This window comes from Vibrio sp. SCP2 (assembly GCF_059295395.1).
Map to the genome: position 1 here is coordinate 400,515 of NZ_JCAFVV010000001.1, position 15,610 is coordinate 416,124.

The window sequence follows — 15,610 nt, forward strand, 5'->3', positions numbered from 1 at the left end:
CGAACAAGTATTATTCACATGGTAAATATAAGCAATTAATGGTGAAATTTACCTTAGTAAAGTTAGAATGAATTTTGATAAACCAATTAATCTAATAGGAGGCTTAGGATGAGCCATGTCTATCTGTTCGATTGGGGGGACACCCTCATGGTCGACTTCGCTGAGCAAAAGGGAAAAATGTATCTTTGGCCTCAAGTCGAAGCCGTTGAAGAAGCGGAAGAAACACTTAAAGCACTGAGTAAAAACCACACCATTTACGTTGCAACCAGTGCGCAAGAATCTACCGAGTCTGAAATTCAGCAAGCGTTTGAACGTGTCGGGTTAGAGCCGTACATCAATGGCTATTTCTGTAAAGCGAACTTAGCTCTTGAGAAAAACAGCCCTGAGTTTTACCAAGCAATACTCGAATCTCTCGGAGACAGTGCTTCACAAGTCACTATGGTTGGAGACAACTTAGATAAGGATATTTACCCAGCGCTTGAAGCTGGTTTGCAGGCGATTTATTACAACCCTCAACGCACTCAAGTGCCAGAAGGCATTAACAGTGTTTCGCGTCTATCAAAATTGTTAGCAGCTAACTAGTGATAAGTAAAAAGTAATAAGTGCTTTACCTCAACTATGGTTGAGGTTTTATAGTCCTTTCATCGAATCTCGATGACAATGAAAAGGACTTATAAATGAAGACATTAGTACTCTTCTCTAGCGCGAACAAACAAGGCAATACTGCCAAGACAATTGAACACATAGCAGCAGACCATACTGTAGAGGTTGTCGATATTGATATGCTCACTATCACACCCTATCGTTACGAAAACCGCTATCCAGACGATGATTTTTATCCGCTTGTTGAAAAGATGCTTGAATCAGACAATATTGTGTTTGCGTCACCCATCTACTGGTACTCAGTAACCGCCCCTATGAAGGCGCTGATTGATAGAATGACCGAGCTGTTAGATGTTGCAGAGCTAAAACCTAAAGCGAGAGCATTAGAATCTAAACGTGGTTTTGTTCTCACCAGTTCAGGTAAACAGGCGATCTGCCCGACTTTTCACAGCTTCTTTGAAGGACTTTTTCGCTACTTTAATATTGAATACGCGGCAACGCTACACGCTGCCTGTAATAGCGGATACTCAATAGATTCCAAAGAGGTTTCGCTGTTTAACCAAGCGTTGAACAATAGGTAGAAAATAAAAAGGCTTAGCGAGTTGCCAAGCCCATTTCGTTGATTGGCAACTTTAAACCGTGGTTGCCTGAGGTTGATACCGCCCTGGCTTGTGGTTCATTGCCAGTATCAAGTTGGTTGCAATTGCTCCCACGACTGAGAGTAGAATCAATGAGATATCGACAATAAACAGCGACATCACAACAATAGAACAGTCGAGCGCCATCTGTACTTTTCCAGCACGAATCCCAAATCGCTCTTGTAAGAACAGCGCAAGAATATTGAAGCCACCGAGACTCATTTTATGGCGAAATATGACTAGCATGCCAATGCCTATCATGCCACCACCAAGTAAGGCGGCATAAAATGGGTCGATACGCGCAATTTCAATCACATGATGCAAATGGTCAACGGCGAATGAAACTATCGTTACTGCAATAAAAGTATTGAGTGTAAAGCGCCAGCCCATGCGAGTGATTGAGAGGAGATAAAACGGTAAGTTTAGTGCGAAGAACACCTGACCAAAGCTAAAGTCACTAACTTTAGTTAAAAAGATCGCTAAACCAGCTGTACCACCAGTTAACAAACCGACTTTATTGAAAAAGATAACACCCAAAGATACTAAGGCACTACCGAGAATCAAGGCGAGCAAGTTCTCGCGCATACTATGTTCTTTATCCATTCTTAGACTTCCTATCCCTTTACGATTCACAAAAGAGGCGTGAATCAAACCTGCATAAAATGTCGATTATTGATAAAGAAGTCTAGAATTAGTGACAAATCACATGTTTTGAAGGTGTTAATCCTATTTTACACTGAGCTATTGTTTATTACTTTGCGCAAATAGCTTTACGACGTTTTGCGTCTTTTTCGAATCCGATTTTTCTTCTTGCTCAGCCTGCGCTTGATCCTTACATTCTTTCTGAACATACATGGCTTTATCGGCGATACAGATTAGCTCATCTTTGGTTGTCCCCTGCTCTGGGAAACAGGCGATCCCAATGCTCGAACCCACACTCAATGAATGCCCAGCAAAAACGATCGGCGATTTAATCACTTCCCCTATATGAGCGATTTTCCCAGGAACACCTTCCAGATCTTTTAGCAAATCGAGGCAAACCACAAACTCATCGCCCCCCAACCTACCTACTATGTCAGACTCGCGAACGCATTCCGACAGACGCTCGGCAATTTTCACTAGCACATAATCACCTGCATCGTGACCATAATTGTCATTGACGTTTTTAAAGTCATCTAAGTCGATAAACAGCAGTGCAAACTTATGTCCGGTTCGCTTGGCCCTAACAATTGACTGTTCAAGCTGTTTGTCGAAAGCTCTTCTATTCATTAAATTCGTGAGTGGATCATGCTCTGATAAAAACAGCAGTTGTTCTTGCTTATGCTTGAGCTGTTTGGTTTGTCGAATGATCTCTTCTTCAAGCTCTTGCTTGGTTACTGTCGAGTGACACAAAGAGACCGTCATCTGGTTAAAGAAATTCGCGATCACACGGAACTCGCTGTCCATTTTGACCGCTTCGACTTTGGTATCTAATCGACCTTGCGCTAGGTTCAGAATCGCTGCTTTCATCGCTTCAGCCCCTGATTTAAAGCGGAACAGGATTAACCATGCCGTGACACTCACCAAAATCGAACATAGAATCAACCATGCCGCCGCAGTCGACATGACGTTTTCTAGCGAAGAAGCATTCCTCTTAACCACTAATCGGTGAACGTATGCCAATTCCTCCGTCATGTTTTGCACAATCATGTTGTAGCGAGAATGGAGAAGGTTCCTCGCATTGAGAATAGAAGCAGCATCATCTGCATTGCTCTCAGCCCCAACAAAGTAAAGCTGCTTCTCTCTAATCAAAAGTGTATGCAAGCTGTGGTTCATCCGCTGAAGATTATCGAGTTGGATATTACTCCCTTTGTAGGCGGTGAGTTTGGTTGAAAGCTCCGCTTGCGCCACTTCTACTTGGTTAAGACTAGAACCATCACCGAACTGCTTAAACACCCACAATTGGCTTCTTAGCAAATCGACACATAGCTGTAAGTCGATGATTTGATCTAGCTCGACCTTGGTGACCTTTTGCTGTTCATTAATCTTGAAGAAAGAGACCACAATAAACAAAGTTAGAATCATGGTGGTTGTCGATAAGATAAACATCTTTTTAAACAGTGAGTCCAACATTGCTTAATCCCTTAACGCCACGGCTTGTTGGTATGGATAGGAATATAAAATTTGACGAAAGTCAGGTGGTGCATCCTCAACAAAGCCATTTTCAATTGCCCAGCGAGATTGAAGCTGAAGGTTAGAAAGTAGCGAGTTACCCAGAGATAAACGAAACAAATAATCATCCCAAGACCATTCGATTTGGTTAAGCGGTATATCTAATCTTTGTGAAATGATACTTAGCGCTTTGTCTGGGTTGGAGTTAATCCACTCGTTAGCCATATCAAGTGCTCGAAGTAATCGAACTGGCTCATCTCCAACGAATTCGAGATATGGGGACCGTGTAATAAGGTTAAAGGAAAGCTGATATACGCCTTTTGTACCTAAGTTGGAGACTTCAGACACGGACAATAAATTGGCTTCAAATCCCATCGGCTCCCACGCAGATATTGCTTCAACACGGTAAGAAAGAAGTGCAGGCACAAGCTCATGAGGCTGTAGGTAGATTTTTTCTACTTCGATCTCCTGAGCACTATTACTGATAAGCACAGAATCAAAGTAAAACTCACTGGCGGTGCCTTTTACAATTCCAACCCGCTTACCATCTAGGTCGGCAACGCTGCGTATATTAACGGGGGTAAGCGTGAGAAGTTTGAGGTCGTTATCAGATTCAACAAAGCTCGCAAGCAGAGTGAGATCGTCTCGTTCAAAACTTTGAAACATCACGACCGATTCCGAAGCGATGGCATAATCAACACTTTGATCCAGCATCAGTTGAGTACACGCCGCTCCACTAGAGCAAGGGAAGAGTGTGGCGTCAAGCCCAAAATGCTTGAACAAGCCAAGCTGCTCAGCGATGAGAAATGGCGAAGAGGAAGGTGTTAAAGACACCCCAATTTTAATGTGAGAAGACGAGGTCTTTTTATCTACCTTCATCCCAATAATTACGCCCGCAACCACAGTGCATAGCACTAACACAGATACACCAAGCGCCAATTTTTTACTTTTGAAAACCGGCATTCTAGATACACCCAGCCCTTATAAGAAACCTAGCACATATAAATCTAGACTATGATTGTAAAAAATGGCACTGAAAGCTCATATTTACCTAAATATCAGCAATATTCCCTACCAAAACTTGCTATAGATCACAATTACTTGAGACTACCACCGATGAAACCACACACCTTTCACAGTTTAAGTGCTGAGGTTAGCTTACTTCTTCCATCATCAATTTGAGTAATTCATACGATAATGATTCACCATTTGTAATGAAATACCATCAAAGCATTCCATATATGATTACAATTGACATTAACCTGACATATCAATCCAATCATGAAACTACAATGCAAGCATAAGTTGAGTATTGAAACACAATTACTCCAAATTTACCGAACTGATGAATATGATGCGTAGGAGTATACAAGTATGAAAATCATCACTCTTGCCGTTTTAACACTGTTTAATGTTGCACCTATTTCAAATGTGACAGAACAAGTTAAGCCTCAAGACGTTTCATCACTCTTTGAGGTGATTACCTTTACAACTGCTACACGCGGCATTCAAGGTTAGTTAGCTCAGGCTGGCACATGAGAGCATAGGAACCACCAATGAAACAGCTAATAAAATCAGTGTTTACCTTTAAAAATGCGACCTTAAGTCGTCGGCATTACCTTGGCCTAATGGCACTTAACCTTGTGGTTTGCCAATTGATTGTATTAGCCACTGTAAACCTTGTTACTCCAAGATCCCATATGGCTGCATTCACTTTGCTCTTGGTTCCCTATAGCGTGTGCATGATTGCTAGCTTTGCGATCGTCAGTGCAAGGTTAAAGGCCGCATTTAAAATTGGCACTGCTTCAAGCCTTGCTATTCAAGGCACAGTGTTAGTTGGCAGCGCCATTCATGCCATATTTGGTGTTGTATCTTTGTTGCTCGGCTTAGCATTGCTATTTATGCCGACCAAATCAATCTCACTTCAAGCAAATGAAGTGACCAAAACAAATAAACCACAAGAGGCATGCTAGCCGTGACCCACCTTGATGCCCACCGTTTAAAAACGGTTCGTGCTAAAGCAGAAAGGTTTTCTGGTATTTGGGGAATCCCATTAACGATCCAACAAGGAAAGAACGGACTAAAGCTAGTCGATGGATCTTTACGCGATTTATCTGGTGGCGAAATTGATGTCGTCGCTATGGATAAGTTGCTAGAAGGCATAGCTACAGGTGTGCGCTTATATCTTGATAGTAAAAGATAGTGTATTTGCTAAATATTGTTCGTCGAGGTGAAAAATGATCAGTTCAATTGTTCAATCTCTATTTCCTTCAATTTGGCTCAACCACGTGTTGGGTAGATACAATGCAAAGCTGCTTGATCGTCATTTTGGCAATGACAAGAAGCATCACCGCATCGCTCACAGCCTCAATTTTGCTAAAGCGATAAAAGCTATGGTTGAGTCGCACAACACGCGAGCGAAGGCGGTTAAGTTTGCACCTCTACAAACTCAAGGTGCTAGCGAGAATGAAAAGATACTCCTTAGCCATGCTCTAATTGGAAATAGACTGATTACTCATGGTACGGAAGATGAACAGCTAAAAGGTTATCGCTTTCTCAACATCACTATGGGTCTGATCAACAAAAAAGTTGAGGAAAACCTCAGCGACGGCTTGTTACTGCCTGACATCATTCGTTTGATCAGCGACTCGCTTAGCGTATTCAACAGCACCTGCATCGGCAAAGCTATCGCGGCGGAGAATCGATAATGAACGTATTTTCTACTGCACTAACTGGTGCAATCGTCGGATGCTGTGTTTTTTCAGTTAGCACTTCATACCTTAGCTCCTGTGCAGACTATTACCACGAGGTAAACCAGTCTATCAGCAAAAGTTATGGCGAATGTCATTCCATTAGCCAAGCCTGTTTAGAGGCGTCAGCCGAAACTGGTGACCATACCAGTTGCTTGCTCACCTCTGGCTGGCAACAGGCGAACGAGCGCTATCTATTTCAACAGCGCAAATCTGACAAAATGAAATATCAAATAGGCCGAGTGGTCGAGCTTGTCCTTTAAGCCGGACAGTAAGCTCATAAATCAAACAGATCATAAGCTTCAGAATTTAATCCATATTTGCGTCTCTCAGGTTTCATTTATGCCTTACCGATGCAGAAAACAACATTTAAGGTCGTTCCACGTCCTTTACTACTGAACAAATAGGAATCGAAATGAAAACTACAGTTAAATCTTTGCTTGTTGCTATTGTCGCTGCTTCTACTCTAGGCGGCTGCTCTATTTACAACGATGTACAAGGTGCCCGTCAATTAGTGACTTACGATGTGACTTCAAACGACTCTATCTACAACGCACCTGACGGTAACCAGTACACGGTCGCAAAACACCGTTTTAGCGATGGAAAGGTTCTGACCTGTTACAACGACTCAGGCATTTTCGGCTCTAAAGAAGAAGCACCACTTCGCGCAGCAACTAACGATTGGTTAGCTGAAAACCAGCCAGGCAAAATTGCGGGTGAGTCAAACAAGCTTGCTGGTATCGTTGATGCGAAGATCTGTTACGAATTCGTTATCGCTGAACCTCAACCGATTGGCGCTTACTTAGATGAAGAGACTGGCGAAGTGGTTATTGTAGGTGAACAAGAAACTGCACCTGCAGAGGATGAGCAACTTCAACCAATCGGCGCATACCTAGATGAAGAGACTGGTGATGTTGTTGTCGTCGGTGAAGCGAATCTAGAGCAAACTGATTCTAAATCATAATTGACACAGTTTAGCTAACTTCAAAAAGATATTGGGCTCAGAGAACATCATCTCTGAGCCTTTTTTTGTGTCATAAGAAAACTACGATTTGTGAATTACAAGGCCTTTCCTCATCAAATCAGTCGGTGTCATCCCGATTAACTTATAAATCATTCTTAAAACTCAAAAGCCATTTCCGGTTCATTTTTTGTTTGGAACATGAAAAAACAGCCCTAAACTGAAAGACCAGTGTCATAATTGTCATAACAAAGTAAAAATAACTCAAATAAGCACTCATTTACATCATTTATGGATTTTATCCATTCACATTTGATTTTGAACGGTGTATTATTATTTCCAAGGTCACAGGTGATTGATACAAATTGGATATGCACCACTTGTGAAACTCTCCAAGGAAGGTTTTTTCATTTAAATTCAATAGGTACAAACATGAAAAAACTAGCAGTCGCATCAGCAGTTCTAGCAGCACTAACTACATCAGCAGCATTCGCATCTATTTCAGTAGATGTTTACTCAGACCGCAGCCATGATACCGATCTTGCGAAACAAGGTGTTGAGCTAGGCTACTCACCAATTGAAAACCTGTCTCTAACTGCAGAAGCAACAACGAACAAAGATTTAGATCTTGGCGTTGCTTACACTTTCGACATCGCTGACAACTTCTACGTAAAACCTTCAGCTGGATATGTTGTAAAATGGGGTGATAAGAAAGAACTTGTAGGAACTATTGGCGAGGATTTTGCCGGAATGGTAGACGCTAGATTTGATTCTTTAAATATCAACACTGTAGGCCACAATAGTAACGTACTAAAAGTGGGGCTAGAGGCTGGTGCTAAGTTTGGTGATTTCTTCACTTCAGCTCGTTACCGTTATGAGCGTGATATGGATAAAACAGGCTTAGAGGCACAAGGCTTTTCTGGAAGTAAGCTAATCGAAACTCGAGATTTTACGACTCAAGGTAAAATTGGCCGTACAGATCTTCTAGTTGGTTATAACTTCGGAAATACAATTACTCTAACAGCTAAGGGGATTCATCGTTCACAACTAGATAGCAAAATCCGTGAAGGTGTTAACTTCATCAATTCAGTTGATAAAGACAACATCACTGGACTATCTGGCAACAAAAATAGCTACTGGACTAGTGAAATTAAAGCAACACTGACTAGCTACGAAGGCGTACTTCCTTACGTTCAATACTCTCGCAACTACGCAAACAAAGATGACATGATCAAGCTAGGTGCTAAGTTCGTATTCTAACCTTTGAATAGCTCGCTCTTAGCGAATCTAGTATTAAGCCCTAAAGTATTTGCTTTGGGGCTTTAACTTATAACTAGCCAATTTCTAATTTTAGGTCATGGTTTAGCTCCAAATAATATCTTCATATCATCCTTAGTCCTAAATCAAAAATGATTCCAGACTGTAAGCCAATGTCAGAAAAATGTAATTAATAGTAGATCAACAACACATATGGATTATTTATGATATTAAAACGTTCACATTTGATTACAAACACTGTATTATTCATTCCGGACTTAAAAGGTGAAACAAGATGCTTTCAGGGTTGTCACTTATGAAACAATAAAGATAGTTTTTCATAGTTAACTTGCATAGGGACGGGCATGGCACGTATTTAAAACCAGTGTTGTGCACAGCTTCTAATACCTTTAATAAATCTGGATGGATTCAATTCTGGCCTGATAACTATACCGTTATCAAGCCTAAAACAAGCAACTGCTAGAACGCCAAGGATGGCACTTTTATTCTTAGCCTAGGCGGTAAGCCTTATGTTTTTAAAGAGATGATTTATGAAATTCAGTAAGCAAGTAAAAAACACCACTTATTTTTACCTTCTTTGTATCACAGTGATTTTTTCTGCTGTCGCAAAACATACTTCAAAAGCGCATGCAGGTAGCTTCGAAGAGAATGTTCATTATGTCACTCTCGACCAACAGCCAACGAGCGAGCCACAGGTAAAGATTTTTTATACACCATTTTGTCGCCCTTGCGCAATTGTGCACACACCAATTCGTACTATGGCTGAACGTGCTGGCATCAGCTTTGTAGATGTACCGGTAGATTTCGGCCCACTAGGTAAAGACATCCAAGCAAGCATTGCTACAGCGAATCGTCAAGAGATCGGTCACGACTATGTCAACGAGCTTATCTCAAGCATTCACGTTCGCCCTAGCTCAGCCCCACGTACTCGTGATGATCTCGCAGAAATGATCGAGCGCTGCGGTGGCGATGCGACTGATTTTCGCAAGGGTTGTGAAGATGTCCGTGAAGACATCGAAAACTTCGACCAACTAACAAAACAATATTACATCAACGCAACGCCAACAATCGTTGTCAATGGCAACAAGCGCATCAACCTTGGTTCACTAAAGAGCTTACCGGAACTTGAGTTGCTGTTAATCGAGCTAAGCGGCGTTTAACCCCAACCAATTAAAATTCTATGGAGCGACTCAAAATCGGAGTCACTCCCAACAAACACTAATCGGAGAATACAAATGAAACAAGCAAGAGGTTTTACTCTTATTGAACTCGTTGTTGTTGTGGCCGTATTAGGGATTTTAGCGGCAGCTGCACTGCCGAAGTATATGGAAGTAACCAAAGAAGCACGTGTATCAACATTAAAAGCAACTCAGGGTGCCCTATTAGGTGCAGATTCTATGGTTTATGGTAAAGCATTTCTAAACGGTGACCATAAGAAAGAACTCTTTGAAACCATAGTCGAAACGCATAACAGCGAGGACAAAGAAGATGAGAAGGTTTGGGTTAACTACGGTCACATTATTAATGAAGCATCAAATTTTGCGCGCGTGCTTGATCTAAACAACGTATTCATCATCAACATCAAAAGTGATGAACTCAATTCCTTTAATACTGGCACTCAAAAACGTGAAACAGCCATTATGCTTAAAGAGCCAACAGGTCAGGATGCTGAAAGTGATCCACTGAAAGGCAATAGATGCCATATAAAAGTGTTTCAAGAGCCAGATAAAGGAAAGTACACCTTCGAATTGATTAAGAGCGGTTGTTAACCCACCGCTTGACTTAAGTATACGCTTTACTCCGAGGAAACCATGTTTACAGTTATCAGCACTAATGTACAAAACTTCTCTACTTACCAGCTTAATCAAAACCTGTTTGCACACCTAGCGACACAAAACCGCTGGATTACCCTTTAACCCCTCTTTGGCGGCATTACGCCGCCCTTTTTTTAAGTTTGGAAAGATCAAAAATGATTAAACGAATGGCAACCGCAGCATTGATGGTCGCTTCTCTGCAAGCGCAAGCGGTTAGTGTCTTGACCACCATTAAGCCGATCGAGATGATCGCCCATGAGCTCATCGTTGAGGGCGATACTACTAGCACATTGTTAACTGCCAACGCTTCACCTCACGATTATGCACTTAAACCTTCTGATCTTACCCGCCTTAAACAGAGTGATTTAGTCGTATGGTTTGGCGCAGATTTAGAAAGCTTCCTTGTTAAACCAATCAGTGGTGTTGATAATGCCTTAAAAATCCAAGACCAAGAATCAGTTGAATTACGCAAGTTTGGCAAGAAATGCGGCTGTGGTCATCATCATAGTACTTTTGATCCACATGTGTGGCTCGGTCCCCGCCAAGCGATTCAAGTCGCACGTTTAATTACCGAGCGCTTGGTACAGCTTAATCCAGAAAAAACTACTGCCTATCAGCATAACCTTGAGAAGTTTCAGTACAACTTGATGGTGACGGCATCCGCAATCAACTACGAGCTCAAGCCAATTAAGAACGATGGTTATTACGTCTTCCACGATGCTTATGGCTACTTTGAAGATTACTTCAAAACTAAGAAGCTTGGTCATTTTACCGTTGACCCAGAGCGTAAGCCTGGCGCGAAAAAGCTCAATCAGATTCGTACCACCATCAACGAAAAGAATGTTCAATGTGTGTTTACAGAGCCTCAGTTTACCCCAGCAGTTATCGAGTCTACGGTACGCGGTACAAACGCGAAAATTGGCTCTCTTGATCCATTGGGCAGCGATATTGAGGTTAAAAAAGGCAGTTACTTCTCCTTCCTTAAGTCAATCTCAGACAGCCTTACGAGCTGTTTAAAGTAACGTTAATGGCTGCAATTGCAGCCTTTTGTTTGACAATCAAACGATACAATGATGAAAAAAGCTGTCCTTTTACTGCTGATTTACTGCGCTCAAGTGGTGGCTCACCCACATTCGTGGGTAGAGATGAATACCTATATTCAAGGCAACCAACATGAGATAACTGGCCTATATATGGTGTGGGAGTTTGATGCAATGACCACCGCCTATATGCTTGATGGTGAAGATCGCTCTGACCCAAACATGCTCAAGCAGCTAGCTCACTCGATCGCAGAGAATATGTTAAGTAATCACTACTTCACCTACTTCTACCAAGGTGAAAATCCGATTAAATATCGTAAGGCGATTGACCCCGATCTCACGTTAAAGCGAGGCAAAGCCACACTGAGATTTGATTTGCCGTTAGCCAAGCCCTTACCCCTTGATAGCGACAAACTAAAACTACTAATTTTTGATCCGACTTATTATGTTGATATGAGCTGGAACAGTGCTGAAGATATCCATCTAGATGACAGTATGCAGTGCAAGATACGACTAGAAAAACCCAATCCAACACCAGAGCAGATGGCTTATGCAATGGCTCTTCCAATCGATGCCGACCCAGATGATGCACTCGGGCAACTTTTTACACAAACCGTTTATTTAGACTGCCAAACAAATGAATAAAAATAAAATTATATACGTCAGCTTAGCCCTAGCCTCTATTTATCTATTGGCCACTTATTGGCCTGTGATTATGGTTAAGGCAATTCAATGGCAACGCATCTTAAATCATGAGCTCGCGGAGCTTATTTATGATATCGAGGAAAACAAGCAAGGTGCCATGCTGTGGTTTATCAGTGTCAGCTTCTGCTACGGAATATTGCATTCACTAGGCGCTGGTCACGGCAAGGTTTTGGTTAGCTCCTACCTTATTACTAATCGTGGCACCGTTTCAAAAGCAATGTTTATTACCGTCACAACCGCCATGCTGCAAGCATGTGTAGCGATTGTCATTGTCGAGTTTATGTTAGCGATGTTCGCCGCCACCATGCGTGAAGTGCATAGTGCAATTGCATCGGCGATTCGAATCAGCTATTTCTGTGTTATTTGCCTTGGCGTGGTCCTTATGGTTAAGGCCACTTCCAAAGCACCACTTTTTGTAAACAAGCATGGCCTATATGGCATTATTGCTGCAGTTGGCTTAAGGCCATGTACTGGTGCGGTGATGATCTTGCTCTTCTCGAACATGGTTGGATTACGTGGAGTCGGTATCATTAGTGCGATTATGATGGCAATCGGCACTGCGATTACCACCAGTATTATTGCTTGCCTCGCAGTCAAAGGTAAAGACTCAATCGCAGAACTACTCCCTTCTAAGTACTCTTTTAAGGCGATCCAGTTTATAGGCGGAGCATTCGTTGCCTTGTTTGGCTATTTGCTGCTCACGACTGAACAGTACGCCACCTTTATTCAGATTTAACCCAAAATGCAATGGCAGGTATGTTACTACCTGCCTTTTTGACACTTGAGCTACGGCTTAAACACACATTAAACCACTATCAAACCAAATGGCTCAAGTAATTGAGCCTGTTGCCAATCACAGATTTTCACCCCTGTCATAGAGACTCTACGTAAGTTAAGTCCCTCTAAATCCACGTGGGTTAAGTCACATTGCTCCATGTTGAAAGTCCCCCACTGCTCTGAGCTAAACTCGCCACTGGATAAATCAGACCCCAGAAAACTTGCACCAGATAGGTTCGCCCCATTCCAACGATTCTCAAACAGTTCACATTTCTCTAGCAATGCCCTTTCGAAATTAGCATAAATCAAGTTACACCCCGTTATGAAAGCAGAACAGAAATAAGCTTTGTGGCTAATATGGTTGGCAAAGTTAGCACGTTGAAAGTTTGCGCCCTTCAAGTCGCATTTACGTAGCTCAATTCCAAAGCAGTCTGCTCCTGTAAACTGACACATGGCAAGCATACAGTTGGAAAAACTCGCGTCTTTTAAGTTGGCATGCTGAAAGCTGCAAGACTCCAAAGCCTGTGGTTCAATGAAACGGCAGTCGACAAACTTGGCTTCTCTTAAATCCGCTCGGTCAAAAGTACATTTAATAAACTGACATCGCTCAAAAAGGCTGTTTTGTAAATCTTGGTGACTAAAGTCTTCAAATTCAAAAATTACGTCGCTTGTAATCATAGTGTCTCCTTGTTGAACGCAAGACTAACACTCTAAGTTGCTGTTTTTCCACAAAAACAAACCTTTAAAAACCATCAACTTAAAACCCCTCAAAATCGCCATTTTGAGGTGTCAAACTGGCGCTCTCAGCCACTTATTTCAATTTCACCCTATGCGCTTATGCAAAAAATAATTTAAACCGACTTAGAGCCATATAGAGACTCGCGAATATTATGGAGAACCTAGTCCTTCATTAGCTACGCGTTCTGTAATAAGATCGCGGCAAATCGTTCACGGAAAAATGTTTTGCTAGAAGAGATTTACATCGCCGGCGGCTGCTTGTGGGGCGTCCAAGAATTTATGAAACACGTGCCCGGCGTATTGAGCACAGAAGCAGGGCGAGCCAACGGAACCACAAACACGACATCAAGCGAGTATGACGGCTATGCAGAATGCGTCCGCACCCAATTTGACTCCGATAAGGTTTCTGTCGAACAGTTAATGGATTACCTTTTCGAGATAATTGCCCCTTATAGTGTCAATCAGCAAGGAGAAGACGTTGGAGAAAAGTACCGCACTGGAGTCTACAGCCAAAACAACGCTCATCTGATTGCGGCTCAGAACTATATTGCCAATCGACCAGACAGCGACAAGATTGCAGTAGAGGTCAAAGTGCTGACCAATTACGTTAAAAGCGATGAAGAGCACCAAGATAGATTAACGCGCTTCCCCAATGATTACTGTCATATACCAATCAATCTACTGCACAAATATCGCCAAGAGTAACGCAAAGTAGATAGTTCACTTATTTCCCTTCTTGCTCTGTTTTGTTGTAATAAAATCAGTTACTTTGACGACTAGGATTTAGACAGTTCAGGGCAGGACATGTTTCAGCAAGTCGTAGGCATACTTTTTCCAGTTTTTGCATTGGTGGCTGTGGGTTACTCTGTTGGGCGTTGGTTAAAACCCGACTTCAAGCCGATCAATCGCATTAACATGGATGCCTTTACCCCTGCGCTAGTCTTCTCTTCATTGGTTGCTATGCCGCTAGATACACAGCAAGTGCCTTTGCTCACTGCATCCCTCGTCGCTGTGTTGCTGCCGGGTCTGGTAATGATTCCAATATGTAAAGTGTCTAAGCTGAGGTATAAAGCCTGGGCTCCACCGCATATGTTTCGTAACAGTGGAAACTTAGCGATCCCCCTTTTCACTTACACCTTTGGCGACACCGCACTCGCTTCTGCTGTGTTACTGTTTGTGGTTTCTGCTTGTCTCCACATTAGCCTTGGTTTAGCTCTACTCAGTGAAGGGAATCCGTTCAAGCAGATCATCAAAATGCCGATCTTTCTTGCCGCAAGCGCAGCGCTTATCTTCAATTTATCTGGTATTGGTGTCTGGTCTCCATTGTATGAAGCGACTGTTTTACTCGGGCAAGCGGCTGTACCAGTGATGCTGCTCTCTTTAGGGGCTCAAATGTGTAATATGAGGATGAGCGGTCTTAAGGTTGGTCTGCTTTGCACATTGCAATCACTGTTTACTGGCGCGATTGCTTTCGCGGTTATTTACTTCTTTATTCCACTACCAACGATGCAGTTACAAATGATGGTACTTTTCACCATGCTGCCACCTGCCGTGATGAACTACTTATTCGCTGAGCGCTTTCATATAGAGCCCACCAAGGTGGCTTCAATGGTCTTATTTGGCAACTTCTTTAGTATTTTAACTCTGCCCTTGTTACTCGGGTTCGCTCTTTCCCTCTGACCACTCTTCAGGGTTGGTCAGTAAGGTTTTGCCTTTAAATGTTTCTGCGCGAATATCTTGAGGATTGTAGATTGCGCAAGACTCCATAGAGAGACAACCGCAGCCAATGCAGCCCCCTAGGTCATCTTGGAGTGCTTTTAGTTGTAGAATTCTGTGCTCAAGCATCTCTTTCCATCCTGAAGCCATCCGATCCCATTGCTCTCTATTTGGTGCTTGATGCTTAGGCAACTGATCAAGAGAGTGGACAATTTCCTCTAGCGTTAAACCTACTTCCTGTGCTGCTTTAATCACTGCGATCCTTCTCAGTACGCTACGATCGTAACGCCGTTGGTTGCCTTGATTACGCCAGCTGTGAATCAAACCTTTTTGTTCGTAGAAATGCAGTGCCGATACTTTTACTCCGGCACGCTTCGCGACTTCCCCTACGCTCATTTCCATATAAGCCTCCAAATTAATTGAATAAAGTGCTTTACCT

Annotated in this window: 21 protein-coding genes; 16 read left to right on the plus strand and 5 right to left on the minus strand. The window is 42.5% G+C overall.

Translation table 11 applies throughout. From position 1 onward, the window contains the following. Positions 1-108 precede the first annotated feature (108 nt). Positions 109-582 carry an HAD family hydrolase gene (locus AC5O63_RS01945; RefSeq protein WP_494503712.1) on the plus strand — a complete coding sequence of 158 codons (474 nt, stop codon included), beginning with the start codon at positions 109-111 and terminating at the stop codon, positions 580-582. A gap of 95 nt (positions 583-677) precedes the next feature. Then, a complete protein-coding gene (locus AC5O63_RS01950) occupies positions 678-1,184 on the plus strand; it encodes a flavodoxin family protein (protein ID WP_494503713.1) in 507 nt (168 codons plus the stop codon). A gap of 51 nt (positions 1,185-1,235) precedes the next feature. Here AC5O63_RS01950 and AC5O63_RS01955 read toward each other — a convergent pair whose 3' ends face one another. From AC5O63_RS01955 to AC5O63_RS01965, 3 genes are all read right to left on the minus strand, one after another. Then, positions 1,236-1,844, minus strand: a complete 609-nt coding sequence (locus AC5O63_RS01955; protein WP_004748620.1) for a YitT family protein — start codon at positions 1,842-1,844, stop codon at positions 1,236-1,238. 138 nt (positions 1,845-1,982) lie between these two features. Beyond that, entirely contained in the window at positions 1,983-3,353 is a 1,371-nt protein-coding gene (locus tag AC5O63_RS01960) for a diguanylate cyclase domain-containing protein (RefSeq protein ID WP_494503714.1), read from the minus strand. 3 nt (positions 3,354-3,356) lie between these two features. Beyond that, positions 3,357-4,355, minus strand: a complete 999-nt coding sequence (locus AC5O63_RS01965) for an ABC transporter substrate-binding protein (protein ID WP_494503715.1) — start codon at positions 4,353-4,355, stop codon at positions 3,357-3,359. Positions 4,356-4,766: 411 nt separating this feature from the next. Between AC5O63_RS01965 and AC5O63_RS01970 the strand changes: the two genes are divergently transcribed. The 12 genes from AC5O63_RS01970 (at position 4,767) to AC5O63_RS02025 (ending at position 12,676) form a co-directional block, all read left to right on the plus strand. Continuing rightward, entirely contained in the window at positions 4,767-4,910 is a 144-nt protein-coding gene (locus AC5O63_RS01970) for a hypothetical protein (protein ID WP_239824299.1), read from the plus strand. A gap of 38 nt (positions 4,911-4,948) precedes the next feature. Continuing rightward, positions 4,949-5,365 (plus strand): hypothetical protein, encoded by a 417-nt coding sequence (locus tag AC5O63_RS01975; RefSeq protein WP_494503716.1) that lies wholly within the window; start codon positions 4,949-4,951, stop codon positions 5,363-5,365. Continuing rightward, positions 5,359-5,595, plus strand: coding sequence for a hypothetical protein (locus tag AC5O63_RS01980; RefSeq protein WP_004748112.1), 237 nt, complete (start codon positions 5,359-5,361; stop codon positions 5,593-5,595). Before AC5O63_RS01975 ends, AC5O63_RS01980 begins: the two co-directional genes overlap by 7 nt. Before the next feature lie 34 nt (positions 5,596-5,629). Then, complete coding sequence (locus AC5O63_RS01985; RefSeq protein WP_494503717.1) at positions 5,630-6,100, plus strand: hypothetical protein; 471 nt, start codon at positions 5,630-5,632, stop codon at positions 6,098-6,100. Beyond that, positions 6,100-6,405, plus strand: a complete 306-nt coding sequence (locus AC5O63_RS01990; RefSeq protein WP_494503718.1) for a hypothetical protein — start codon at positions 6,100-6,102, stop codon at positions 6,403-6,405. Before AC5O63_RS01985 ends, AC5O63_RS01990 begins: the two co-directional genes overlap by 1 nt. A gap of 152 nt (positions 6,406-6,557) precedes the next feature. Then, positions 6,558-7,106: a hypothetical protein gene (locus AC5O63_RS01995; protein WP_494503719.1), complete on the plus strand. Its 549-nt coding sequence runs from the start codon at positions 6,558-6,560 to the stop codon at positions 7,104-7,106. A 429-nt stretch (positions 7,107-7,535) separates the two neighbouring features. Beyond that, positions 7,536-8,363 (plus strand): hypothetical protein, encoded by an 828-nt coding sequence (locus tag AC5O63_RS02000; RefSeq protein ID WP_494503720.1) that lies wholly within the window; start codon positions 7,536-7,538, stop codon positions 8,361-8,363. Between the two features lie 548 nt (positions 8,364-8,911). Beyond that, complete coding sequence (locus tag AC5O63_RS02005; RefSeq protein WP_494503721.1) at positions 8,912-9,541, plus strand: DsbA family protein; 630 nt, start codon at positions 8,912-8,914, stop codon at positions 9,539-9,541. Positions 9,542-9,616: 75 nt separating this feature from the next. After that, complete coding sequence (locus AC5O63_RS02010) at positions 9,617-10,150, plus strand: pilin (RefSeq protein WP_494503722.1); 534 nt, start codon at positions 9,617-9,619, stop codon at positions 10,148-10,150. A gap of 185 nt (positions 10,151-10,335) precedes the next feature. Next, on the plus strand, positions 10,336-11,217 hold the full coding sequence (locus AC5O63_RS02015; protein WP_494503723.1) for a zinc ABC transporter substrate-binding protein: 882 nt from the start codon (positions 10,336-10,338) through the stop codon (positions 11,215-11,217). Between the two features lie 51 nt (positions 11,218-11,268). After that, complete coding sequence (locus tag AC5O63_RS02020; protein ID WP_494503724.1) at positions 11,269-11,880, plus strand: DUF1007 family protein; 612 nt, start codon at positions 11,269-11,271, stop codon at positions 11,878-11,880. After that, positions 11,873-12,676, plus strand: a complete 804-nt coding sequence (locus tag AC5O63_RS02025) for a nickel/cobalt transporter (RefSeq protein WP_494503725.1) — start codon at positions 11,873-11,875, stop codon at positions 12,674-12,676. The genes AC5O63_RS02020 and AC5O63_RS02025 overlap by 8 nt, the downstream gene beginning before the upstream one ends. A gap of 68 nt (positions 12,677-12,744) precedes the next feature. Here AC5O63_RS02025 and AC5O63_RS02030 read toward each other — a convergent pair whose 3' ends face one another. Continuing rightward, positions 12,745-13,395 (minus strand): Qnr family pentapeptide repeat protein, encoded by a 651-nt coding sequence (locus AC5O63_RS02030; protein WP_494503726.1) that lies wholly within the window; start codon positions 13,393-13,395, stop codon positions 12,745-12,747. 285 nt (positions 13,396-13,680) lie between these two features. Here AC5O63_RS02030 and AC5O63_RS02035 point away from each other — a divergent pair, with 285 nt between their 5' ends. After that, complete coding sequence (locus tag AC5O63_RS02035; RefSeq protein ID WP_494503727.1) at positions 13,681-14,160, plus strand: peptide-methionine (S)-S-oxide reductase; 480 nt, start codon at positions 13,681-13,683, stop codon at positions 14,158-14,160. A 99-nt stretch (positions 14,161-14,259) separates the two neighbouring features. Further along, positions 14,260-15,135 (plus strand): AEC family transporter, encoded by an 876-nt coding sequence (locus AC5O63_RS02040; RefSeq protein WP_494503728.1) that lies wholly within the window; start codon positions 14,260-14,262, stop codon positions 15,133-15,135. Here the strand turns inward: AC5O63_RS02040 and soxR are convergent. Next, on the minus strand, positions 15,109-15,573 hold the full coding sequence (gene soxR, locus AC5O63_RS02045; RefSeq protein ID WP_494503729.1) for a redox-sensitive transcriptional activator SoxR: 465 nt from the start codon (positions 15,571-15,573) through the stop codon (positions 15,109-15,111). The two genes, AC5O63_RS02040 and soxR, sit on opposite strands and share 27 nt — an antisense overlap. Positions 15,574-15,610: the final 37 nt, after the last annotated feature.